The organism is Bacillus pseudomycoides DSM 12442 (assembly GCF_000161455.1).
In the GTDB taxonomy this organism is placed as follows: domain Bacteria; phylum Bacillota; class Bacilli; order Bacillales; family Bacillaceae_G; genus Bacillus_A; species Bacillus_A pseudomycoides.
In genome coordinates this window covers 4,787,429-4,809,090 of sequence record NZ_CM000745.1, presented here as the reverse complement: position 1 = coordinate 4,809,090, position 21,662 = coordinate 4,787,429, and the positions used below count along the sequence as shown (strand labels likewise).

Genomic DNA, 21,662 nt, shown 5'->3' with positions numbered 1-21,662 from the left:
TATGGGATACCCTTCGCATTAAATGTTGATTAACTTGCTATTTTTTTATTTGATGTTTTGAGTTTTTCAGCTTGTAAGAAACGATTTGTTTCTGCTACCACAACACCACTTAATCCAATTAGACCGATTAAGTTTGGAATAGCCATAAGTCCGTTTGCGATATCAGCAAATGTCCAAACGATTCCGAGTTTTAAGTTGGCACCAATTGCAATCATTACAATGAAGATGGCTTTATAGTATTTCACAGCACCTTGTCCGAATAAATAAGCTACACATTTTTCACCATAATAAGACCATCCTAAAATAGTGGAGTAGGCAAATAATATGATTGCAATACCAAGTATCATACTACCAGTATCGCCAAATACAGATTGGAAAGCGAGCGTTGTTGCTTCAACACCAGTTTTTCCAGATTTCCAAGCACCTGTTGTAATTAATACTAAACCAGTAATTGTACAAACAATAAAGGTATCGAGGAAAGTTCCTGTCATTGACACAAGCGCTTGTTTGGCAGGTGAATCTGTTTTTGCAGCAGCAGCAGCAATTGGAGCGCTTCCTAAGCCTGCTTCATTGGCAAATACTCCGCGTGCCATCCCAATTTGAATAGCAGAAGCAACGGTTGCACCGATAAAACCACCAGCCGCTGCAGTACCTTGAAATGCACCAGAAAAAATAAGTGAAAATGCTTCGGGGACTTGATCAAAGTGATAAAAAATAATAATGAGACCAGAAATTACATAAAAGAAAGCTTTAAGTGGAACGAAAAATCCAGTGACTTTCCCGATTTTTTTTACGCCACCTAAAATAACAATCGCAATTAAGAAAGCCATTAATATACCAGTTAAAGCAGGGGGAAACGAAAAGTTTATTCTCATAGCTTCTGCAACGGAATTCGATTGCACCATATTTCCGATTCCAAAAGAAGCGGTTGTTCCGAAAATGGCAAATAAAATAGCAAGCCATTTTTTCCCTAAACCACGTTCTAAGTAATACATTGGACCACCGGAATATTCGCCGTTTTCATTACTTACACGATATTTTACCGCGAGGATTGCTTCTGCATATTTCGTGGCCATACCGAACAAGGCAGTGATCCACATCCAAAATATTGCCCCTGGCCCACCGATTGTAACAGCTGTTGCGACACCGGCTATATTTCCCATCCCAATAGTTGCGGCCATTGCTGTCATGAGTGCTTGGAAATGACTAATATCTCCCAAAGAAGATGTGTCTTCTGATTTTCGAAATGCTAGTTTGTGAGCGTATAATAGTCTACTAAACTGTAAACCTTTTAGGCGCACTGTGAGAATGATTCCAGTTCCGATTAGAAGGAATAAGGTCGGTAATCCCCATACGTAGTGATTGATTTGTTCTAATACTTTACTTACTGTCTCCATCTTTATTCTCCTTTTAGAAAAAATAAAAAACCACTTCACATAAATGAAATGGTCTCTGGAGAAACAAGGAATAGAAAAATAAACCGATACAAATCGGCGTTTTCTTTCGCTTGTCTCTGTCCTTTTACCTGAGAGATTATCCGCTAATATAAGCGGATTTGCTCCTTCGGTGCTCTGTTTCCTCTGCACTATATGATAGGCGAGAGGGAGTCTCTCCAGAGATTCGTCCCCATGCAGTTCTACTTGTAACCAAGACCTGAGAGTTTCAAAGTTGAGTCATCAACTTTTTGCCCCGTCGGTAGATCAATTGATCTTCTCCTGAATGGTTCATCCGAATTATGTGATTAAAAACTTAATTATATTGATATGAAATGGTTTATACATAATCAATAAACAACATTATAGGTTCCTTATAAATGAATTGCAATCATTTTTTATTGGAAAATAATTTTGAACAAAATTTTTATCTTTTAAAATGGAAGGGAATGATGTCGTCAATTTATTTTTTGGTTATCCCTAATATGCCTTCTAGTTCAGCTAACGTAGATAAAGCCATGACAATATTTTGATCAGCAAGACCTAAAGATTGCGTAGCATTTTCTAAACTATCTTTTAAGGGTTTCTCATTGTTTAAGCCTTGCGTAATAGATAATGCGGCATTTTCCATACAATTTGAAGCGGCTATAAACGCGGTTTTAAAATGATTTATTTTCTGCTTCAGTGCAGGGTCTTTCATTTTTTCTTCAGCCTTAAATGTTTCCGTTTTTTTAGAAATCTCGTTGAATTGGTTCGCTATATTATTCATTTTATCCAGTAATTCAGTTGTATTTATGTTACCTGATTTTGAATTTAGTTCAGTCCATGTTGGTAACCATTCCTGTTCCACGATAGTATCGTAGTTTGTAGTAAGTAAATCAATTTGGGATTTTAATTCTTGTTGATAGATTTTTTTATCGATAGGCTCTTTAGTAGTTTGAATTTTTTTCTCTTTCGTGTAGTTCAAAAAAACAATGACTCCAATGCTGGCAATTATCAGCGTGCTAAAAAGACAAAGCCACCATTTTTTATGAAACAATTTTTTCATTTAGTAATTCCTCCTAATATGCAAAACATGAGATGTTTCAATCTATAATAACAAGTTATACGTTTGAAAATTGTTATATTTTGTCGAAAAAAAGATTTGTGAAATAAATGTCCAATAATAAATGGCATTGTATGGTAAAAATCGATAAAACATTAAAGGATTTTACTTTTATTAACATATAAGGATGAGATTTTGATGGAGAAAAAGAGACGGAAAATATACTCCAATATTATTATGGTAGGAGTTTTAGGAGGGCTATTAGCGCTAATATTTATGACGAAAGAATCAAAGATTAAAGATTTTCCAGTTTCTATGTCAGCTATTCATATTGAAGATGAAAATCAAGCACATTATCAATATATAAGTCTAATGCCTATATCAAAAGCAAAAGGATGGGAAAACCTTGGAGAAGATGGGCATACTGTAGTATTTCAAAAAGGAGATAGGAAGGTAATTGTATTACATTATCCAGGGGAAAATATGTATTACTTGTTTGAAGAGTAGATTAAGATATCAGGGGAATAGGACATAAACAGGATGATTACTTTGTTTGTGTCCTATTATTATTTAAGATAACAATCCGAACTCTTTTGCATGTAATCGTAAGAGAAATGTAACCCTTTCACGCAATAAAGGTATGAAGCTTTGTAATTCGTTTAGTAGTTTCAAACCTTCTGCTTCAATCTTTTGAATATGAGTTGAATCAGTTACTGAGAATGCGAGTTTCATTGTCAACATACTCCTTTTATTGGGTTATTTAGTAAATGCATTATAATCATACTACGATAAGATGTATTTTTGTTTTTATTCTTAATTTTTTGATTTATAATTAATTTGTATATAACACTTTATATAGAAATGGGCTGATTGATTGTCAATTATTAAGAAAATAGGTCGGTTTTGTCCTGTAGATGACAAAGGATACATTATTAATGATTCACATATGAATAATATTCAACCAGTCTTTCTCAAAGTTATACAAGAAGTACAGGATATATGTTTTCATATGCTGCAGGATGACCTCCATAGCATTTACATTAGGGGGTCTGTTCCAAGAGGGATTGGAATAGAGGGGATTGCAGATATAGATACAATTATATTAGTTCGAAAAGATCCGAAGGCACTAGACTTGGAATGGATCGAAAGTATAGAACAACAAGTGCTCCAAAAATTTGATTGTATATCTGGGGTGGAATTAAGTTTTTATGATGTTGAAGAAGTGTTACATTCCAGTCGTTTGTCGTTTATAAGTTTTATGATTCAAACACATGGAGTATGTATACTCGGTGAAGATATAAGATCACAGCTACCTAAATGTAAAGTAAGTCGAGAATTAGCACGTGAACATCTTATACATTTACAGCCACAAATTGAACAAGCATGTAAAGAATTAATTCATAATAAAGGTAGGGAAGATATATTAGATTGTTGCCGCTGGATTATGAAAATCATAGTTAGAGCAGGATTAGCATTAACAATTGATAAAGAAGGACTTTATTCGAGAGACCTTCATCCAGCGTATGAGTTGTTTAGTAAGCATTTTCCAGAGCAAGAACAAAATATGAGGAAAGCGCTGCAATATGCAGTTAATCCTATAGACGACATAACAGAGATTTTGTCTTTTTTAGAGTTACTGGGAGATTGGATGATAAAAGAAGCGAATCAGTATTTTTAAAAAACAATTGAATAGATTGTAATTTTATTATGTAAATAAAAGTGTTTGATTTTTTAAATAGTAGGTGAAGAAATAGCAATCATTGCAAAAGGAATACGGAATATATAATTAGGGGGGATCTATATGTTATTAAAAACGATATTTTGTCAGGTAGAAAAAGAGAAAAAGGGTTTGTTTTCAGAGGCACAAGAGAAATGGAGAGGTTTACAAAATCTAGAGGGATTTTATGGACAATTCGGAGGCTGGGATGAAGATGAAGCTTGTGTATTTTCTGTTTGGGAAAGTATGAGTACGTATCAAGCATTCATGAATGGAGTACACGATACAATTTTTTTAAATAGTAATCAAGAGGATACATATGTTTCATGTGAAATAGAGAAATTTCAAACGTTATATGACATAACAAGTATTCCTTTTATGGATGCAATTGCTAAAGGTTCATTTGTAAGAATCGCAATTTGTGATGTGAAGAGTGGAAATGAGCAACATTTTTTACATGTACAAGAAACGATTTGGAATAAAGGGATGGAACATGTAGAAGGAATGTTAGGTGGCGTTGTAGGAAGATCGATTACAAACTCAAATCGTTATGTAGTTCTATCTTATTGGCAAGATGAAATGGCACATCAACGTTATGCGAAAGAAATTTTCCCAGAGCTATATAAGTTAGCTAATGTAAAAAAGTATGTTGAAAATATAAATGGAAAGCAAGTTGCGTGTATAAAAGAATGGTCTGTATATTAATTATAAAAAAAGTGAATAAATGGTGTATATCTAGGATGAATGATTTTAGTAGTTATAGTTGTATGAATTATTAGTTTAAAAGTAGAAGGCATGCAGCGAATGTATTATTGGTATGTAGTTCAATAAGACGAACTCTTTTCTTTTAAACATGAAAATTATAGAAGACGTCAGATACCCTTTCGTGTTAATATATTTAAGTTATATTAGGAGGCTTACCCTTTTGTTATTGTACGGTAGAAGCAGTGTGAGCTTGAAATTTTTAGAAAAAAGGATGTGCCTAACTTGCGTATAAATAAATTTATTAGTGAATCTGGAAAAGCATCTAGACGCGGAGCAGATAAGTTAATTAATGAAAGAAGAGTAATTATTAACGGAAAGGTTGCAAAAATAGGTGACCAAGTACAACCAGGTGATGACGTGCGAGTAAATGGAGAGCAGCTTCGAATTGCTCGAGACCATGTGTATATCGCTTTAAATAAACCAGTAGGTATTACATGTACAAGTGAAAAGGCAGTTAAAGGTAACATTATCGATTTAGTGAATCATCCTTTACGAATTAATCACGTTGGACGTCTTGATAAAGATTCAGACGGTTTAATTTTGTTAACGAATGATGGCGATATTATTAATGAAATTTTACGTGCTGAAAATAAACATGAAAAAGAATATATTGTTTCAGTAGATAAACCGATTACGCCTGAATTTTTAAAAGAAATGGCAGCGGGTGTTAAAATTTTAGGAACAAAAACACTTCCTTGTGAAATAACACAGTTATCAAAATATGAATTCCAAATTATTTTAACACAAGGATTAAATCGCCAAATTCGTCGTATGTGTGAAGCTTTAGGTTATCAAGTATACACATTAAAACGTACGCGAATTATGAATATCCAGTTGAATAATTTACCAGTTGGGCAGTGGAGAGATTTAACGAAGAAAGAGAAAAAAAGATTATTTGCAGACTTAAACTACGAACCACAAGATTGGTAAAAAAGATAGGGGAAATCAAAAAACATGAAAATTGTTTTTGGTTTCCCTTTTTTTATTGAACAAAAAATATTTTTTGACACTTGCAAAAATAAAATGAATAGGGTATAGTAAATAACAATTAATGGATGTGTTATTAAAAGCAAAGAAAAGGACACGAGTTATTTTTAACGGTTGTACAGAGAAGGAAGGAACGCTGAGAACTTCCTAACGCAGTGAAATAACTTACCACCTTAGAGCTGCACTGGGGAAATAAAAGTATCTAGTGCCGTGTAAGCGACGTTACCGCAAAAGAAGCCATTGTATGTTTAATATGATGGGAATCTGGGTGGAACCACGAATATAAGCATATTCGTCCCTATTATTAGGGATGAGTATGCTTTTTTATTTTTAAATTCATAATAAGCGAAGAAAAGGACACGAGTTATTTTTAACGGTTATACAGAGAGGGAAGGAGTGCTGAGAACTTCCTAACGCAGTGAAATAACTTACCACCTTAGAGCTGCACTGGGGAAAATAAAAGTATCTAGTGCCGTGTAAGCGACGTTACCGCAAAAGAAGCCATTGTATGTTTAGTATGATGGGAATCTGGGTGGAACCACGGGTAAAAGCACGCTCGTCCCTATTATTAGGGATGAGTGTGCTTTTTTATTTATGAAATGGAGCGATTAAAATGAGAGAACAGATGATTAACATTATTTTTCCAGATGGTAGTGCCAAAGACTATGTAAAAGGAATTACTCTAGAAGAGATTGCAGCCTCAATTAGTTCAAGTTTAAAAAAGAAAGCAGTAGCCGGAAAGGTGAATGATCAATTATTTGACTTACGTCGAAATATCGAACAGGATGCCAAAATTCAAATTATAACTATGGATTCAGAGGAAGGAATAGAAGTTGCAAGACATACTTCTGCACATATATTAGCGCAGGCTGTAAAGAGAATATACGGTGATGTAAAACTTGGCGTAGGACCTGTTATAGAAAATGGTTTTTATTATGATATGGATCTTCCAAGTAGTATAGGTGTTGAAGACTTACCTAAACTTGAAAAAGAAATGAAGAATATTGTGAATGAAAATTTGAAAATAGAGCGAGTTGAAATCACTCGAAAAGAAGCAGAAAAGCTTTTCAAAGATGTAAATGATCACCTAAAGTTGGAGCTTTTAGAAGCAATCCCTGAAAATGAGATTGTAACGATTTATAAACAAGGAGAATTTGTTGATTTATGTCGTGGTCCACATTTACCGTCAACTGGCTACCTGAAAGCATTTCAATTAACTCACGTTTCCGGTGCATATTGGCGCGGGGATAGTAATAATCAAGTGCTTCAGCGTATATATGGCGTTGCGTTTTCTTCTCAAAAAGAATTAGAAAGCTATTTGCATTTTGTAGAAGAAGCAGCAAAGAGAAACCATCGTAAGTTAGGAAATGAACTTGAATTATTTATGTTCTCGGAAGAAGCACCAGGAATGCCTTTTTATTTACCGAAAGGACAAATCGTTCGAAATGAATTAGAGTCTTTTTTAAGAGAAATACAACAAAACTATGATTACCAAGAAGTGCGTACTCCCATTATGATGAATCAGGGGCTATGGGAAGAATCAGGGCACTGGGATCATTATAAAGATAATATGTATTTTTCAGAGGTAGACAACAAAAGCTTTGCATTAAAACCGATGAATTGCCCTGGACACATGCTTATCTTTAAAAATAAGCTACATTCATATCGCGATTTACCAATTCGAATGTGTGAATTTGGTCAAGTACATCGCCACGAATTCAGCGGTGCATTAAATGGATTATTAAGAGTTCGTACATTTTGTCAGGATGATGCACATTTATTTGTGACACCTGAGCAAATAGAAAGTGAAATAAAGTCAGTGTTAAAACAAATTGACTATGTCTATAGAACATTCGGTTTTGAATATGAAGTGGAGCTTTCAACAAGACCTGAAGATTCAATGGGTGATGATGAGTTATGGAACCAAGCTGAATCGTCTCTCGAGAATGTGCTGAAATCATTAAATTATAACTATAGAGTGAACGAAGGAGATGGCGCATTTTACGGACCTAAAATTGATTTTCATATTAAAGATGCTTTACAAAGAAGCCATCAATGTGGAACAGTTCAGCTTGATTTCCAAATGCCAGAGAAATTTGACTTGAATTATATTGATGAAAGAAATGAGAAAAGAAGACCGGTTGTTATTCACCGTGCTGTATTAGGCTCTTTTGATCGTTTCCTAGGAATACTAATTGAACATTTCGGAGGGGCATTCCCAACATGGTTGGCTCCGGTTCAAATAAAGGTGATTCCTGTTTCCAATCAAGTACATGAACAATATACAAAGGAAATTGAAGAAAAGTTAAAGAGCGTTGGCCTTCGAGCCGAACGAGATGCTCGTAGTGAAAAGCTAGGGTATAAAATACGAGAGGCACAGCTCCAAAAGATACCATACATTCTTGTTATTGGGGATAAAGAAATGGAAAATGGATCTGTAAATGTGCGTAAATATGGTGAAGAAAAATCTGAAGTGGTTTCGCTATCTGCATTTATGGAAAGTATACGGAAGGAAGTTTATAATAAAGGATCTAAGTAATAAATCATAAATCAATCGGGTTGAAACACACTACTTTAAGTAAGTAGTGTGTTTTTTACTATCATAAAGAAATTATTTGAAGTTGTTCGTCGTTAAAAATCATTTTTAACCTGTTTATTTTCTACTTTCCATCCATCATTCTTCTTTTTAATCTCTAAAACTATATTCATTCCACTAGATTCCTTGTAAAGGATATAACCATGGTCTGATTTAATATATGTCGACGGCTCTCCTCTCCATTTTTACTTATTTTAAATTATGTTTGTCTTAATATATTTAGAAGCGCCCGCTTCTAAGCAAAGTGTAGGTGGGGGATTTCAGGTTGTTATTTTTGCCCCTTACAAAAATGTAAGGTGAATGTAAGATAAATCGCAGGAAGATTGTGAGTAAAAGTGAGAATATTAAAAAAGAAAGTAAAGGATATAAGATTTTTTATCAATTTTGTTATAAAAAAATGAAAAATTAAAAAAATCTTAAGAATTTATGTAGGAGAAATCTAAGAAATGTATGACAAAGTAATGATATACAAAAGGGATGGAGTGATAGGAATGGCAACAAATGTAGTGACAGTAGAAAGTGTGGAGAAAACATATGGCAAAAGAAATGAAAGCCAGTCAAAAGCATTAAGAGGGGTATCGCTTACGATACAAGAAGGGGAATTCGTTGGGATTATGGGACCTTCTGGATCTGGAAAAACGACACTACTAAATGTAATTAGTACACTTGATCATGCGACAGGAGGAAGTGTGACGATAGCAGGCACAGATATTACTTCAATGAAGGGGAACGCTTTATCAGATTTCCGTTCTCAAAAACTGGGGTTTATTTTTCAAGATTTTAATTTGCTTGAAAATCTCTCGATCTATGAGAATATTGCTTTGCCACTTTCACTACAAGGAGTGCCTTCAAGTGAGATAAGCGGGAAAGTAAATGAGGTTGCACAGAAATTAGATATTGTTGAAATTTTAACAAAATATCCATCAGCTGTCTCTGGTGGACAAAAACAAAGAACAGCTGCAGCACGAGCTTTAGTACATAATCCGGCCATTGTATTAGCGGATGAACCAACAGGAGCACTTGATAGCAAAAATGCGAAGAGTTTATTAGAAGCGATGCAAGACTTACATGAAAATCATGGAGTAAGTATATTAATGGTAACGCATGATGCATTTAGTGCAAGTTATTGTGAGCGGATTCTATTTATTCAAGATGGGCTACTCTATAAAGAATTGAAACGCCAAGGAACACGAGAGGATTTCTATCAAGATATTTTAGGTGTGCTTGCTCATATGGGCTCAGCGGCTGAATCCAAATAGGGGGCGAGATCATGTTATTGAAATTATCACGTCATAGTATGAAAAAAATGTTAAAGGACTATCTTGTTTTGCTTGTTGGTCTTGTCATTAGTATCAGTATTTTCTATATGTTTCAAACGATGGCGATTAACAGTCAATTTACAAAAGATAATAGTATGATTAATAGTATTCGCCTTGTATTTTGGGTTGGTGCTGTCTTACTTTCCTTCATTACGGTCTTTTATATCGTATATGCGAATTCCTTTTTACTTACATTGCGCAGGAAAGAGCTTGGTATGTATATGATGCTCGGTGCAAAGAAGAAAAAAGTTGCTCAGTTATTATTTATCGAAACATTCGGTATGGGAATTATCAGCATTATTATTGGGATTATTGTAGGAATATTACTAGCAAGTGCAGCGGGGAATTTTTTAATGAATGGTTTAGAAATTTCGGCGAAAGGCTATGCACCATTTTATATACCTGCAGTTCTTGTTACATGTGGATTCTTCTTGGTCTTATTTATTATTACTGGATTTATCAATAGTATACGGTTATTGCGTCAAACTGAACTTGAGCTACTTCGTGAAGATGAAACACAAGATACAATAGAAAAGAGTAAACGTCGTGTTATCATTTTTACTGTAATGGGAGTGTTACTGTTAGGAACAGGATACTATTCTATACTGCATATAGACAAGTTACGTGAAATAGGATTTATACTAGCAACGGGTGCTACAACGATAGGGACATATTTTATTTTTAGTTCATTGTTACCATTGTTTGTAACAAAGTTAAAAAGCAACAAAAAACGAAATGAAACAGGTTTAAATAGTTTTACATATGCTCAGCTTCGTTTTCGAATAAATAGTTTATCTCGGGTACTTGGGACTGTCGCGATGCTAATTGCACTTGGTGCAGGGGCGATGACAGCTGGAATGGCTTTTCAAAAAAATGTTGGTATTATGACGGATTTTTCTCGAGTCTATGATGCGACAATTCATGATCCGAATGAAAAAGATATAGCGGCATTAAAACAAATGAAAATTGAAGAGCAACGAACTTATAAATATAAAGTGGACGGGGAAGCAGTCTATTATTTACGAGAAAATTTAACTACAAAGCCACCACTCATTTCTGATCATCAAGATACAAAGAATGTCAAAGAGCCTGTACGTAAACGTGTAAAAGAACCATTAATGGAACCTCTTTATACATCTATGGAAGCACCTGAGGCAGCAAGTAAACTTCCACATATGCCAAGTGATTGGAATGATGCAATCATAAGAGAAGTTCAAGTTACACACAATCAATTCAACGGGAAACCTGTTCGAATTGCAGATAAGGACCATTATAAAAACATTCAAGGAACAGAACATAGTGTCACGCTAGTGCAAGTGGATGACTTACAAAAATATAAACCGTTGTTAATAGATATTGATCAACGACAAAAAGAGTTAGTAGAAAAAGCAAAAGGCGGAAAAGTAGAATTATATACAAAAATGACAACTTACCAATTTATGAATAGTTTCATGAGCGGTACGATGTTTATGGGGTTCTTCCTTGGAGTTGCATTCTTAGCTATGATGGCGAGCTCTCTTATGTTTAAAATTTTAACAGGAGCTTCTCGTGATGTACGTCGCTATGAAATGCTTCGAAAAATTGGAGTACGCCGTAGTATGTTGTCGCGTAGTATCTATAAAGAAATTTCATATCTCTTTATCTTCCCGGCTATCATTGGTATTTCACATATTTTAGTAGGACTTAACTTGTTCCGCCTCTTCTTAGTTGATCCGTTTGTAAAAGTGTGGATGCCAATTGGAATTTTTCTTATTATTTATGTTGTATATTACTGGATAACGGTGCAACTATATAAAGGAATGGTTTTGCCAAAAGAACAAGTTTCAAAGTAATAATGAATGAGATAATTTACTGGCAGAATGAAAAAACACGCTTACTTTCATTATCAAGACCTAAAAGTTAAAAATCCTCAAAAAATAAAGGTAAGTACATATTAGTTATGTTAAATATGTACTTACCTCTTATTTCTCCTTAAACTAAGGCTCCACATAGGCTTAGTTATTTCAATGTGCTTCTAATGGAATATTCCCAATATCCGAAACAGGTTCTGTTGCAAAGTTTTCTAAATGAGACCACACTCTAGAAAAAAAGAGTAAGGAGAAACACAAATGCGAAGTTTTCAAAGAGACTCCGTCTTTTCAACGTACAATGAACTTCAACAATTACTGGCTACTTCCTAAACATTGTTCCTCATTTACCAACCTGTTTATGCTTTTTTCAAACTTTGCAACAGAACCCTCAATTTTTATATTTATTGGACAGATGATTACTCCAAAATCGATGGATGCTCCTTCTACCCCATGGAGATGTGGTGATTACCCTTATAGAGCCTGCATCTAATCTCGTTTACTGATGAAATCTTTATAAGCGGCAATTTTATATTCAAGCATCTCATCTGCAGCTTTTAATGTTCTGATTTGTTTCTTAATAGCGTCTTTATGTTCTTTTAAAAGGCTTAATCGCTCTAGTGTAGTATGTTCTCCTTCTAAAACTAATGAAGCATACTTCTTTATTTTCGCGATAGGCATTTGTGTTTCTTTTAACTTGATAACAAATTGTAGCCATTTAATATGTGAATCGTTATATCGCCTGTCTCCGCTGGCATCACGAACCGGAGTTATAATTTTTTCCTTTTCGTAATACCGCAATGTATGTGTACTTATCCCTAAAATTTTAGCCACTTCACCAATGGTGTGCATAAGAAACCTCCAGATTAATTTTTTTCTTGACTTAGAGTTAACTCTAATCATTATAATCAACTCATAGTTCGTTCACAATAAAATCAATTGGATAAAATTCAGGAGGGATTTATATGAAATATACAGTTATTACGGGTGCCAGTTCAGGAATTGGGTATGAAACGGCTCTTGCTTTTGCGGCTCGCGGAAAAAACTTAATCATAGCAGCTCGCAGAACGGAGGAATTGGAAAAGCTAAAATCAAAAGTGGCTGACGTTAACGCAGACCTGGATGTTGTCATTCGAACTGTTGATTTATCTGTTACCACAAATGTTTATGCATTCTACGAAAGTCTTCAGGACTATCAGATCGAGACCTGGATCAACAATGCTGGATTTGGAAACTTTGCTTCCGTTGGGGAACAAAATTTAAATAAGATTGAGACGATGCTTCATTTGAATATTGAAGCCTTAACCTTGTTGTCCTCTCTTTATGTGCGTGACTATGCAGATGTTAAAGAAACGCAAATCATCAATATTTCTTCAGGAGGAGGATATCTGATTGTTGCCGATGCTGTGACCTACTGCGCGACAAAGTTCTATGTAAGTGCCTTTACAGAAGGGCTTGCACAAGAATTGAAAGGAAAAGGGGCAGCCATGCAAGCAAAAGTCTTGGCTCCTGCTGCAACAGAGACCGAATTTGCAAAACGCTCCTATGATGTTGATAATTTTGAATATGATGGTATTGTTCCAAAGTTCCATACAGCTGAACAAATGGCCGGTTTCTTACTGGATTTATATGACAGTGAGAAGGTGGTAGGAATTGTGAATGGAGAAACGTATGACTTCGAATTAAGAGATCCGATTTATCCGTATGTGACGCGGACAAGAAACTAGTCTTTTAAAATCCAAACATAACAAAAAGCCGATAGTTCCTTAGCGTATATTTTCGTTAAAATGTGGCGGTAATTCTAGTAAATCTTTTGCATTTACGATAGATATATTAAAAATAATCATTTAGTTTTAACACAATATTATCGTTGGTATCAAGTATATGAAGTTTCGCTTAACAAAGCTCGTCTAGAAAATCAGTTAGACATTTTAGAGGATGAAATTGAAATTTTATCAAGCTGGAACTTCGAAAGGTAAAATTGGTTTAGTAGACAGATTAAAAATGTTTGAAGGATGGAAAAATGCGCATCATGTTGAAAACACATCAATCAGTTGAACGATGAGGTACTTTCATTAGAAGCTAATATTCTTTATCAAAATATACGTCCAGATAATAGTAGATAAAGCTGATTCATTATTCGACAATTCCGAAACTTCTAGATAACGAATTACCTCTTTTTACAAAAGTGCATTTAGAACCAACAGGTACTGTAGAAAATCCACAATTTAAATCTGCCTATGCAGAAAATAGAGCAAAATCATTTATGCATTACTGGTTATATTTAATGAAAACAGCATCTGTGAACAGTGACAAATTCAAAGAACTATTAACAGATCAAATTGAGTTAAATTTAAGTACGACTTCTAAAGTTAATACATTAAAAGGGTTTAATGAATGGTTAGCAACCATTTCTAACCAAGTAAAACAAAGCGGACATTATCCGGAAAATTTCTAGTTACAGAAAATGTAAATAACACGATAAATGCTTCTGTAGATTTTGAATGGGAAGGTATGTCTGCTGTGAATAAGCCAATGATTGCGGAAACACATCATGAATGGGATACTTGAAAATAATTTAGATGAGCGATTTACTCGTATGAAAATGATGAAAGCAATTCAGACAAAGCCATTTCAAACAGTAGAATAATTTAAAATATAGCTTTTTTCTTTTATGATAGATAAAAGAAAAAGGCTACAGGCTTGATACGAACAAAAAAAGAAAATTGTACGTTAAGGTACTATTTAAATAAAAATCACCGATTTCCTGTACGTTAAGAAGTCAGTGATTCTTGTTATTTTTTTCTTATTTTGTTTTCTCTTAATGGTCGTAAATCTTCTATAATATATTTAGTGCATATAAAAGAGACGGAACCATAAAATCAGCAAATTAGAAAATAAAACAGGATGGGAGTCGGTTATTATGGAGCAATCAAATAAAGCGTTTAGCGAGGCATTAGTAAAATCGTTAAGAGGAGAACGAGGACATCTTCCTATCAAGAATGCTTTGTCGGATATAGACTTGGCGCTTGCGGGAAAACGCAGAGAGGAACTGCCTTATTCTATTTATCAATTAGTGAAACATATGACATACTGGCAAGATTTTCTCTTATTATCCGCTCAGGGGGAGAAGCCTGCATTGCCTGCCCATGTGAAAGAGAGCTGGCCTGAAGAAGAATGTCCTGGCAGTGAGGAAGAGTGGAAACAAATTATTCATTATTTTCTTCAAGGGATTGAACAGGCATGCACGATTGCCCAAACTGTTCAATTGGACAAACTATTGGAGAAATGGCCTGGTGAAACCCCGGGCGGTGTGCTACGCAATATTGCATCTCACAATTCCTACCATTTAGGAGAAATTGTGCTGATTCGCAGATTATTTAGTGCTTGGCCACCGCCAACAGGCGGATATCCGGTCTAAACAAGGTTATGAGTGGAACCCTTTCCTTTGAATTGATTCAATATAGTTATATTGCGGATATTAAGTGGATTTTGAGGGGGATGGAAAGTTGTAAGAAGAGTTGAACACTATTATGTGAAGAGACACCGCCTGTTAAAACAGGTGGTTTTTTGCTCTCGATCTATATTCTTTTAGGGGTTCTGTTGCAAAGTTTTCTAAATGAGACTACACTCTAGAAAAAAAGAGTAAGGAGAAACACAAATGCGATATTTTAAGTAAGCGTCAAATCGTCCCACATTTTAATATTCAATTAATGAGGAGATTGAACATCTTTTGTAATTTTATTTAAAATCTATTTACGATTAGTCTTAATTCCTATTTCTAGTATAATGAGTTCCTCTTATTACAATAGTATTTGTGTTTTCGTCCTTTCCACGCTTAAGGTTTCTGGTAAGCTTAGCCATAATGAGCTGGGATTCTGCATCATCTGCACCTTCGATTTTATATAAAAATTTCTTTGCATTTTCACCTGAAAGTACTTTTATAAGCTTATCATACCAATAAATAAGCACCTTATCGTCTTTCTTAACATCATATGAAAAAATTATATCGTTAGTTTGATTCTTACCTTTATCGAACATAGCTATTCCATTCCTTTCGACCATAATGACTATTCATACTTTAGTGGGTGGTAAATAACTTTCTATTGTTAGTTTTCATAGTCGTATTCATGATTATATATATTCGTAATATCTAACCAAAAACCTTCACTATTAGACAAAAATTTCACTGTTATATGATTGTTTGGGCAAGAACTTCTTGATATCCTTGTTTTTGGTTAAAAGGTACCCATATCAAGTATCCAACATAATTGTCTTCTAGTTACAGCAAGTGGGGACAGTTTGATGCTTACGTATATACTTATCTAATGTTCCAAATTTGTTATGTTTCTTATTTAAAATAGAAAGATAACTTTTCTGGAACCAATCCTAGGAAAAATGAATTTTAAAAATTTCTTCGTTTGATTTACGTTTTTCATTTTGCATATATAAACATAAAGTAAGAGAAATAAATGATTCGGAGGAACTAGATATGGAAAATGAAATTTATGTAAGTGACGTAATTACTACAGATGTGTATGTGTCAAAGTTCTATAATGAAAATAAAAATGAAATCGAACGTTCAAGAGAATCTGTATTAAAATTTACAAAAAGAAATGTAGATTAAGTAAATTTACGGGAGTTTATTAGGCTGACAGGATGCGGATGTCATACAGGTTATCAGTAAATAACAATTTTTAATTTTGATGAGTATGTTGGCTCCACACCTTTTTCTTCTTCGTATGAAGTAATTTTAAATAAACTATTCAATATGATTCCTCAGGAAACTTCCGATGTAATTGAGAATACTAGAGACAAAGTCTTGATGTGGCAACCAAATATTAATGTAGATGAAAGGACGCTAAGAAACCTTTATGATGCATCTGTAGAAGAGAAAACTGTAAGTATCTTATATGAAACAGAAGATGAAATATACAGGGAAATAGAACCTATGGGCCTATACGTATATAACGGATACTGGTACTGTCCCTCTTACTGTAGAATGAGAAGAGACATAAGGCTTTTCAGAGTAGATCGAATAAAAAAAACGATTATCAATTCTAACTATCATTCCAGAAATATCCATTTGAACGTTAAAGAATGGTTGTATTCTGAGTATGAATCTAATCCCATAAAGCTCGAAGTGAATTTAAACAAAGAGGGAAAAAGAAAAGCTGAGAGCATGTCATGGTTAAGAGATAATATGGAATACAATTCAGATGGAACCGCAAAAATAACAAAAATATTACCCCTTCAGAAGAGTGGTTTTATGTTGACCTACTTTGGAGTATTGGACATGAGGCGGAAATAATAGAACCTTATTCTATAAAAAATAAGCTTATTGAAAGGGCTAAATCAGTCATAACGAAATATAATAACTTGTAGCTTAATTTGCATTTAATTTTATACTAATAGAAATGATTGCTACATTAGGTGATTGTTCATTTATTCAACTAAAGGGTAAGATTGTGGCATAATATAGATTAAAAATAATCAAACTGTATTTCAAGTCTACAATGGATGATGTTCTTGTTAGCAATGAATTGTAGTTATCTTCTAAAGTCTATTAAAACGCCATAACCCCCTACTCTTGGCCTAGAAAGTAGGGGGGAAAGGATTTGTCGTTTTTTCTTAAAGCACTACACTACATTAAAAAATAGTTGTAGACTGAAATAGAGTTCAATATACACCACCTTCATTTTGAAGTTGAAGGTGGTGTATATACGATTAAATATCTATTTCAAAGGGGGTAATTTTTCTTCTTGGTTTGTTACTTCAATAGAAATAGGAGGAAGTTTCTTATCCCCAATTACAACATACAAATTCCATTTACCGCTCTCAGGAAATTTCATACTTATTGCTTGATGTGAAATAAGCTTTATATTGTTTTTTTTAACAGAATGACTTAGTGGTAGTATGGATAAGTTAGTTTTTTCATAGAAAGAGTGGATAGATTGATCATAGTGGCCCATATGCTTTATGTCTGCAATTTGAATTTCTTGTTTTGTATTTGGATGAATAGCGGTAATTTTAAGTGGTTCATTAGCTATTTGTTTCTCAGTTCCCCATAGAAATCAATCATATGTTTCACCTTTATTTACAACTATAGGTTTCTTAATAAAACCTATCTGGTTTTCGATACCATACAAATCATAAATCCAATGTATACCTTGTTCATGTTCTCTAACTTCAAAAGATGATACATTTTTATTCTCTTGTACAGCCTCAGTTGTTCCATTCCATCCAATGATACCTGTAACAAAGATCCCTATGCTAACACAACCTATAACAATATATGATTTGTATTTAGCCAGTAAGACCCCCTTTTCTAATTATGGTTATATTTCACAAAATAGGTGTGTATTTATTGTGAATTTAAAATCAATTATTCATATAATTTCTGTTCTTAGAACGGTCTTATTTCTCGTTTGAAAATCACATATTAGCTATTTAGTCTAATACTTTATTTTATTTTTTATAGGTGGAAGCCAGTGTAACAATTTATAGTCTACAACTATTTTTGTGTAGAGTAACAATCTTTAGGAGATGAAAAGTTGTTATAGCATATAGTTGGAGTCTAATACATTTTTTAAAACTAAAATGTGCTCCTCTACTATGTTTAAAATGCGCCAACTTCTTTTGCAAAAGAAGAAAAGAGAATTAAGCGAATATAAAGCGATAGGAATGAACCAAGATTATCTATATCTCTTGTATCAAGCTATACAGAAAGACACCCAAGAAATAACAAAGATTCTAATCCGTCTATTCCACCTACTACAGAAAAATGGGCGGAAATCTCATCGATATGAGAAGAAAACAGTCTTTAATATTATGGGTGTTGTCTATGAGTATAGTGAACTTAGAAAACAAAAGAAAGCTGCATAATCTTTAAAAATGATACCTATCTAGGTTTATTTAGCATGCTCATTTTTAATGAATAAAAAGTGTTTTAAGAGTGTTGTAGTTTATTTGAACGAAAGTTCATTTTGTTTCCGTTCTTAAGTTGATGGGCATGGGATGCCCCCTTACGAAGCGGCAACGAAACCAGCACGTAAATATAAGAAGAAACAGATCAGCTAAGGGGGAACAGCCATGACAGTTAAAGAGAAAGCCAGATTAAGAGGTTTCTGGACACATAAACAAACTGGGCAGCATATCGCTGTAACGCGTGTGACGATGTATAGCGAGGTTCATGCGAGGAAAGTGGATTCGCTAGGTCATGAAGTGGGACCAAAGGAAATTATGTTGCTAAGAGATTCGAAGGAAGACTATGTGAAGGGCATGAGGTTATTTCACTTGCAAAAAAAATGTAAAAATATAACAAAATGATACAAAAAAGCGAGAGATTAGGATGGGGGAATTAAACCAAAGCGTTATTTTACAGAAAAAGAACAGCTAGCAAAAGCTAACTGCTGTACTTAATTTATGGCTGATTCCCAAAAAGTGACATACCAACAAAATATAAAATTATTAAAAGGAAAATTGCTATGAAAATAATTAAAGGAATCTTTATCCATAAATTTTTCATCAGTAGACCCCCTTTATTAAGAATATTAACATCTATCTAAAATTTGAACAAAATAGTTATTTAAATGCCAAAACCCTAACGGGGGAGTTAGGGTTTTGGATAAATATTATACATCATGATTAATTAATCAGATGAATCGACATTAGAAATAACATCATATATTTTATAATATATTAATATACAAATGTTACGGAAATGTGAAAAAGGGGAGTTGAAAAGTGAACCGAAAGGAATATGCCGTTTATAAAGGTGAATCGCTCATATGTATCGGTACCATAAAGGAATGCGCTCAACATATGGGCGTGCTTCCTAAGACGATTCACTTCTATAAGACACCAGCATATCAAAGAAGATTGTCAGAAAGAAAGAATCCTAGGAATTACTTAACTGTTACGGAACTTGAGGAAGATTAGTATAAAAATTTCATTTTGTTTTAAAACAAAAACCCTAGCTCTGTACATACAGTGCTAGGGAGAAGGTATAACAGCTCACTTTATTTGTTCTTTTTTATTCTAACGTAATATTACGTTAGAAGCATCAGGTAAATGTAACCAATTGTATAACAAAGCAGCTAGCAAAAGCTAACTGCTCAGCCCTTAGGGGAAAGGGAGAAAGAGATTAGGGAACTACAGATTTGGATTATAGCTGTTTATCAGCCTACTTACAGTATGGACGGGATTTTGAGATTTATTCAGGGGGAGATACTTAAGGAATGCTTTTTAACTTAATGCATATCCAACAACCAAAGTAAGCGTTAAAAACACAGATAATAAAAATGTTAGTAGAACTGTTACTATGCTTCTAAGCATTGTTATCCAATTATTCATCTTAGAGAATCCTATAATGCCAGCAAAAAAGGTTCCTATTGTAAAAACTAGTAAAAAAAATAAAGGGTGGACATGTATTAAATTCATAAAAGATTTAAACATTTCAGGCGAAACTTCAAAATACAAGCGGAATAAACCGATGCAAATTAATGAACAAATAAAGGACCATAGATTGATGTTATGTTTCATGTTTTCTCCTTCGTTGGCAAAGTAATTTTCATTTAATTTTAATGGAAAATATAAGAAAAAGATACTAGATATGAATTTGAATAAAGTTTTTAACAAAATAATCCTTTTAGAAGAAAGTGAGGAATAACAATGGGCTTAGGAAACCGAGGAATGGCATTTGAGATGCTTATCAATCTATTGAATGAAATGTACCAACGTGAGGGAGTAGCGCTTATAAACAAGCGTCCGACTCCTGTGAAGGTGTTAAAAAGTAAAGGTGGACGGGTGTTAAACGGATTCTATGAATCTAAAAGTACAGTGGATTATGACGGTGTTTATAAAGGACAAGCTGTTGCATTTGAAGCGAAATCAACACAAAGTCTTACAAGATTTGATTTAAGTAACATCGCACAGCACCAATTAGATTATTTGGAGAAAGCGGAGAAGATGGGAGCGGTGTGTTTCTTCCTTATAGAATTCAGTAAGGATCAGACAGTATTCCTTGTATCATCTTCAGTAATTCAATCTTATGTAAAGATGTCGCATCAGCCAAATGGGAAGAAGTCTATACCAAGAGCAGATTTCGATATTTATGGATACTTAGTGGATCAGACGGAAAGAGCGCCAGTTGATTACTTACGATATGTTGATGAATTAGCGGTTTAAATGGATAACGGAACCATGACTAACAGTGTGGTGGGGGCTGTATTGTAGTTATCGTTCCCTTATTCAGAAGATAAGTATTAAAATTTCACATACCTTATGTGATTGTAAAAACTAAAATTGAAATAGGGGGATTTAACATGACAGGCATTTACCAAGACTTAGGCGAAGAAATCGAAATGATGAAGATTCAATTGAAAGATTTGAAGATTGAGCATAAATATCTGTTGAAAAACATGGAAATGAATGCTCCTAAGTTTAATGGAGTGACGGATTATAGTGCGGAACGTGTTACTGGGGGACAAGTGCCTTTAGCATTAGATGAGATTGAAGGTCGTCATGATCGCATTATGGAGAAGTCACAGTACTTACAACAGCGTATTGCGGATAAACAGTCGGTGATGGGAGAATTGCGTTTTGTTATGAATAAGAAGAAGGGGTTAGAGCAACAAATTGTATATATGCGTGATGTATTAGGGTTAACATTGAAAGAGATTGCTAGTGAGACAGGATATAGCTACCAACACATTAGACGAGTAAGTAGTAACATGAAGAAGTGCTACAATCATGCTACAAACGTGCAACACTGCTCTTGATTAATCACTGATATACTATTAGTAGTGAGAGGTACACACGACCACCGTCTTGCGTCATGCCGTTTCATGTTTTCTACATTTGAAAATGGAATGGGGTGGTTCGCATGATTGAATGAATCGCACATTTCAAAAACTGTAGTACAAGAACAAAATCTTCGTCGATTTGAACGG

General features: G+C 34.1%; 21 protein-coding genes, 3 pseudogenes, 1 riboswitch and 2 other annotated features. Of the genes and pseudogenes, 18 read left to right on the top strand and 6 right to left on the bottom strand.

Annotated elements, in window-relative coordinates; genetic code table 11:
* Nucleotides 1–29 precede the first annotated feature (29 nt).
* Nucleotides 30–1,397, bottom strand: a complete 1,368-nt coding sequence (locus BPMYX0001_RS24470; protein ID WP_006096874.1) for an alanine/glycine:cation symporter family protein — start codon at nucleotides 1,395–1,397, stop codon at nucleotides 30–32.
* 106 nt (nucleotides 1,398–1,503) lie between these two features.
* Nucleotides 1,504–1,626, bottom strand: a riboswitch (glycine riboswitch).
* Nucleotides 1,627–1,896: 270 nt separating this feature from the next.
* On the bottom strand, nucleotides 1,897–2,481 hold the full coding sequence (locus BPMYX0001_RS24465) for a hypothetical protein (protein WP_006096873.1): 585 nt from the start codon (nucleotides 2,479–2,481) through the stop codon (nucleotides 1,897–1,899).
* A gap of 195 nt (nucleotides 2,482–2,676) precedes the next feature.
* Between BPMYX0001_RS24465 and BPMYX0001_RS24460 the strand changes: the two genes are divergently transcribed.
* Nucleotides 2,677–2,985 carry a hypothetical protein gene (locus BPMYX0001_RS24460; RefSeq protein WP_033799310.1) on the top strand — a complete coding sequence of 103 codons (309 nt, stop codon included), beginning with the start codon at nucleotides 2,677–2,679 and terminating at the stop codon, nucleotides 2,983–2,985.
* A gap of 63 nt (nucleotides 2,986–3,048) precedes the next feature.
* Here the strand turns inward: BPMYX0001_RS24460 and BPMYX0001_RS33335 are convergent, their stop codons facing one another.
* Nucleotides 3,049–3,210 carry a hypothetical protein gene (locus BPMYX0001_RS33335; RefSeq protein WP_006096871.1) on the bottom strand — a complete coding sequence of 54 codons (162 nt, stop codon included), beginning with the start codon at nucleotides 3,208–3,210 and terminating at the stop codon, nucleotides 3,049–3,051.
* Between the two features lie 142 nt (nucleotides 3,211–3,352).
* Between BPMYX0001_RS33335 and BPMYX0001_RS24455 the strand changes: the two genes are divergently transcribed.
* From BPMYX0001_RS24455 to BPMYX0001_RS35020, 7 genes and pseudogenes are all read left to right on the top strand, one after another.
* Entirely contained in the window at nucleotides 3,353–4,156 is an 804-nt protein-coding gene (locus BPMYX0001_RS24455; protein WP_018780401.1) for a hypothetical protein, read from the top strand.
* 123 nt (nucleotides 4,157–4,279) lie between these two features.
* Complete coding sequence (locus BPMYX0001_RS24450; protein WP_006096869.1) at nucleotides 4,280–4,900, top strand: DUF4937 domain-containing protein; 621 nt, start codon at nucleotides 4,280–4,282, stop codon at nucleotides 4,898–4,900.
* 282 nt (nucleotides 4,901–5,182) lie between these two features.
* Entirely contained in the window at nucleotides 5,183–5,890 is a 708-nt protein-coding gene (gene rluF, locus BPMYX0001_RS24445; protein WP_003197651.1) for a 23S rRNA pseudouridine(2604) synthase RluF, read from the top strand.
* 133 nt (nucleotides 5,891–6,023) lie between these two features.
* Nucleotides 6,024–6,250: a binding site (T-box leader), on the top strand.
* A 36-nt stretch (nucleotides 6,251–6,286) separates the two neighbouring features.
* Nucleotides 6,287–6,514 (top strand) — a binding site (T-box leader).
* 46 nt (nucleotides 6,515–6,560) lie between these two features.
* Nucleotides 6,561–8,486: a threonine--tRNA ligase gene (gene thrS, locus BPMYX0001_RS24440; RefSeq protein ID WP_006096868.1), complete on the top strand. Its 1,926-nt coding sequence runs from the start codon at nucleotides 6,561–6,563 to the stop codon at nucleotides 8,484–8,486.
* Nucleotides 8,487–9,034: 548 nt separating this feature from the next.
* Nucleotides 9,035–9,802, top strand: a complete 768-nt coding sequence (locus BPMYX0001_RS24435) for an ABC transporter ATP-binding protein (protein ID WP_033797012.1) — start codon at nucleotides 9,035–9,037, stop codon at nucleotides 9,800–9,802.
* Between the two features lie 11 nt (nucleotides 9,803–9,813).
* Nucleotides 9,814–11,694: an ABC transporter permease gene (locus tag BPMYX0001_RS24430; protein WP_006096866.1), complete on the top strand. Its 1,881-nt coding sequence runs from the start codon at nucleotides 9,814–9,816 to the stop codon at nucleotides 11,692–11,694.
* 273 nt (nucleotides 11,695–11,967) lie between these two features.
* A pseudogene (locus tag BPMYX0001_RS35020) lies at nucleotides 11,968–12,042 on the top strand (IS6 family transposase); the annotation flags it as partial.
* 156 nt (nucleotides 12,043–12,198) lie between these two features.
* On the opposite strand, the gene BPMYX0001_RS24425 reads toward BPMYX0001_RS35020, so the two are convergent.
* On the bottom strand, nucleotides 12,199–12,561 hold the full coding sequence (locus BPMYX0001_RS24425; RefSeq protein WP_006096865.1) for a MerR family transcriptional regulator: 363 nt from the start codon (nucleotides 12,559–12,561) through the stop codon (nucleotides 12,199–12,201).
* Between the two features lie 113 nt (nucleotides 12,562–12,674).
* Between BPMYX0001_RS24425 and BPMYX0001_RS24420 the strand changes: the two genes are divergently transcribed.
* From BPMYX0001_RS24420 to BPMYX0001_RS24410, 3 genes are all read left to right on the top strand, one after another.
* Nucleotides 12,675–13,436 carry an SDR family NAD(P)-dependent oxidoreductase gene (locus tag BPMYX0001_RS24420; RefSeq protein WP_006096864.1) on the top strand — a complete coding sequence of 254 codons (762 nt, stop codon included), beginning with the start codon at nucleotides 12,675–12,677 and terminating at the stop codon, nucleotides 13,434–13,436.
* Between the two features lie 539 nt (nucleotides 13,437–13,975).
* Nucleotides 13,976–14,167, top strand: coding sequence for a hypothetical protein (locus BPMYX0001_RS24415; RefSeq protein WP_244268554.1), 192 nt, complete (start codon nucleotides 13,976–13,978; stop codon nucleotides 14,165–14,167).
* A 465-nt stretch (nucleotides 14,168–14,632) separates the two neighbouring features.
* Nucleotides 14,633–15,130: a DinB family protein gene (locus tag BPMYX0001_RS24410; protein WP_006096862.1), complete on the top strand. Its 498-nt coding sequence runs from the start codon at nucleotides 14,633–14,635 to the stop codon at nucleotides 15,128–15,130.
* A 347-nt stretch (nucleotides 15,131–15,477) separates the two neighbouring features.
* On the opposite strand, the gene BPMYX0001_RS24405 is transcribed toward BPMYX0001_RS24410, so the two are convergent.
* A complete protein-coding gene (locus BPMYX0001_RS24405; RefSeq protein ID WP_018765174.1) occupies nucleotides 15,478–15,750 on the bottom strand; it encodes a hypothetical protein in 273 nt (90 codons plus the stop codon).
* A 451-nt stretch (nucleotides 15,751–16,201) separates the two neighbouring features.
* Here BPMYX0001_RS24405 and BPMYX0001_RS34600 point away from each other — a divergent pair, with 451 nt between their 5' ends.
* The 5 genes and pseudogenes from BPMYX0001_RS34600 to BPMYX0001_RS24380 all read left to right on the top strand — a co-directional run bounded on the left by BPMYX0001_RS34600 (nucleotide 16,202) and on the right by BPMYX0001_RS24380 (nucleotide 19,650).
* The gene (locus BPMYX0001_RS34600; RefSeq protein WP_006096861.1) at nucleotides 16,202–16,336 is read left to right on the top strand and encodes a hypothetical protein; all 135 of its coding nucleotides are present in this window, start codon (nucleotides 16,202–16,204) and stop codon (nucleotides 16,334–16,336) included.
* 198 nt (nucleotides 16,337–16,534) lie between these two features.
* The gene (locus BPMYX0001_RS29665; RefSeq protein WP_244268585.1) at nucleotides 16,535–17,020 is read left to right on the top strand and encodes a WYL domain-containing protein; all 486 of its coding nucleotides are present in this window, start codon (nucleotides 16,535–16,537) and stop codon (nucleotides 17,018–17,020) included.
* A 1,289-nt stretch (nucleotides 17,021–18,309) separates the two neighbouring features.
* Nucleotides 18,310–18,594: pseudogene (locus BPMYX0001_RS24390) on the top strand (IS4 family transposase); the annotation flags it as partial.
* 207 nt (nucleotides 18,595–18,801) lie between these two features.
* Nucleotides 18,802–19,038 carry a hypothetical protein gene (locus BPMYX0001_RS24385; protein ID WP_006096857.1) on the top strand — a complete coding sequence of 79 codons (237 nt, stop codon included), beginning with the start codon at nucleotides 18,802–18,804 and terminating at the stop codon, nucleotides 19,036–19,038.
* Between the two features lie 417 nt (nucleotides 19,039–19,455).
* Nucleotides 19,456–19,650 carry a hypothetical protein gene (locus tag BPMYX0001_RS24380; protein ID WP_018780426.1) on the top strand — a complete coding sequence of 65 codons (195 nt, stop codon included), beginning with the start codon at nucleotides 19,456–19,458 and terminating at the stop codon, nucleotides 19,648–19,650.
* A gap of 306 nt (nucleotides 19,651–19,956) precedes the next feature.
* Here the strand turns inward: BPMYX0001_RS24380 and BPMYX0001_RS34225 are convergent, their stop codons facing one another.
* Entirely contained in the window at nucleotides 19,957–20,253 is a 297-nt protein-coding gene (locus tag BPMYX0001_RS34225) for a hypothetical protein (protein WP_078212241.1), read from the bottom strand.
* 129 nt (nucleotides 20,254–20,382) lie between these two features.
* Here BPMYX0001_RS34225 and BPMYX0001_RS24370 point away from each other — a divergent pair.
* Nucleotides 20,383–20,886: pseudogene (locus tag BPMYX0001_RS24370) on the top strand (Holliday junction resolvase RecU); the annotation flags it as partial.
* Between the two features lie 149 nt (nucleotides 20,887–21,035).
* Complete coding sequence (locus BPMYX0001_RS24365) at nucleotides 21,036–21,491, top strand: RNA polymerase sigma factor sigma-70 region 4 domain-containing protein (RefSeq protein ID WP_033799308.1); 456 nt, start codon at nucleotides 21,036–21,038, stop codon at nucleotides 21,489–21,491.
* The last annotated feature ends 171 nt before the right edge of the window (nucleotides 21,492–21,662 follow it).

Excerpts from the sequence above, each read along its gene's own strand:
- BPMYX0001_RS24470 (WP_006096874.1), bottom strand. The coding sequence starts at position 1,397 with ATGGAGACAGTAAGTAAAGTATTAGAACAAATCAATCACTACGTATGG.
- BPMYX0001_RS24465 (WP_006096873.1), bottom strand. The coding sequence starts at position 2,481 with ATGAAAAAATTGTTTCATAAAAAATGGTGGCTTTGTCTTTTTAGCACG.
- BPMYX0001_RS24460 (WP_033799310.1), top strand. The coding sequence starts at position 2,677 with ATGGAGAAAAAGAGACGGAAAATATACTCCAATATTATTATGGTAGGA.
- BPMYX0001_RS33335 (WP_006096871.1), bottom strand. The coding sequence starts at position 3,210 with ATGAAACTCGCATTCTCAGTAACTGATTCAACTCATATTCAAAAGATT.
- BPMYX0001_RS24450 (WP_006096869.1), top strand. The coding sequence starts at position 4,280 with ATGTTATTAAAAACGATATTTTGTCAGGTAGAAAAAGAGAAAAAGGGT.
- thrS (WP_006096868.1), top strand. The coding sequence starts at position 6,561 with ATGAGAGAACAGATGATTAACATTATTTTTCCAGATGGTAGTGCCAAA.
- BPMYX0001_RS24435 (WP_033797012.1), top strand. The coding sequence starts at position 9,035 with ATGGCAACAAATGTAGTGACAGTAGAAAGTGTGGAGAAAACATATGGC.
- BPMYX0001_RS24430 (WP_006096866.1), top strand. The coding sequence starts at position 9,814 with ATGTTATTGAAATTATCACGTCATAGTATGAAAAAAATGTTAAAGGAC.
- BPMYX0001_RS24425 (WP_006096865.1), bottom strand. The coding sequence starts at position 12,561 with ATGCACACCATTGGTGAAGTGGCTAAAATTTTAGGGATAAGTACACAT.
- BPMYX0001_RS24420 (WP_006096864.1), top strand. The coding sequence starts at position 12,675 with ATGAAATATACAGTTATTACGGGTGCCAGTTCAGGAATTGGGTATGAA.
- BPMYX0001_RS24415 (WP_244268554.1), top strand. The coding sequence starts at position 13,976 with ATGCATTACTGGTTATATTTAATGAAAACAGCATCTGTGAACAGTGAC.
- BPMYX0001_RS24410 (WP_006096862.1), top strand. The coding sequence starts at position 14,633 with ATGGAGCAATCAAATAAAGCGTTTAGCGAGGCATTAGTAAAATCGTTA.
- BPMYX0001_RS24405 (WP_018765174.1), bottom strand. The coding sequence starts at position 15,750 with ATGTTCGATAAAGGTAAGAATCAAACTAACGATATAATTTTTTCATAT.
- BPMYX0001_RS34600 (WP_006096861.1), top strand. The coding sequence starts at position 16,202 with ATGGAAAATGAAATTTATGTAAGTGACGTAATTACTACAGATGTGTAT.
- BPMYX0001_RS29665 (WP_244268585.1), top strand. The coding sequence starts at position 16,535 with ATGTGGCAACCAAATATTAATGTAGATGAAAGGACGCTAAGAAACCTT.
- BPMYX0001_RS24385 (WP_006096857.1), top strand. The coding sequence starts at position 18,802 with ATGACAGTTAAAGAGAAAGCCAGATTAAGAGGTTTCTGGACACATAAA.
- BPMYX0001_RS34225 (WP_078212241.1), bottom strand. The coding sequence starts at position 20,253 with ATGAAACATAACATCAATCTATGGTCCTTTATTTGTTCATTAATTTGC.
- BPMYX0001_RS24365 (WP_033799308.1), top strand. The coding sequence starts at position 21,036 with ATGACAGGCATTTACCAAGACTTAGGCGAAGAAATCGAAATGATGAAG.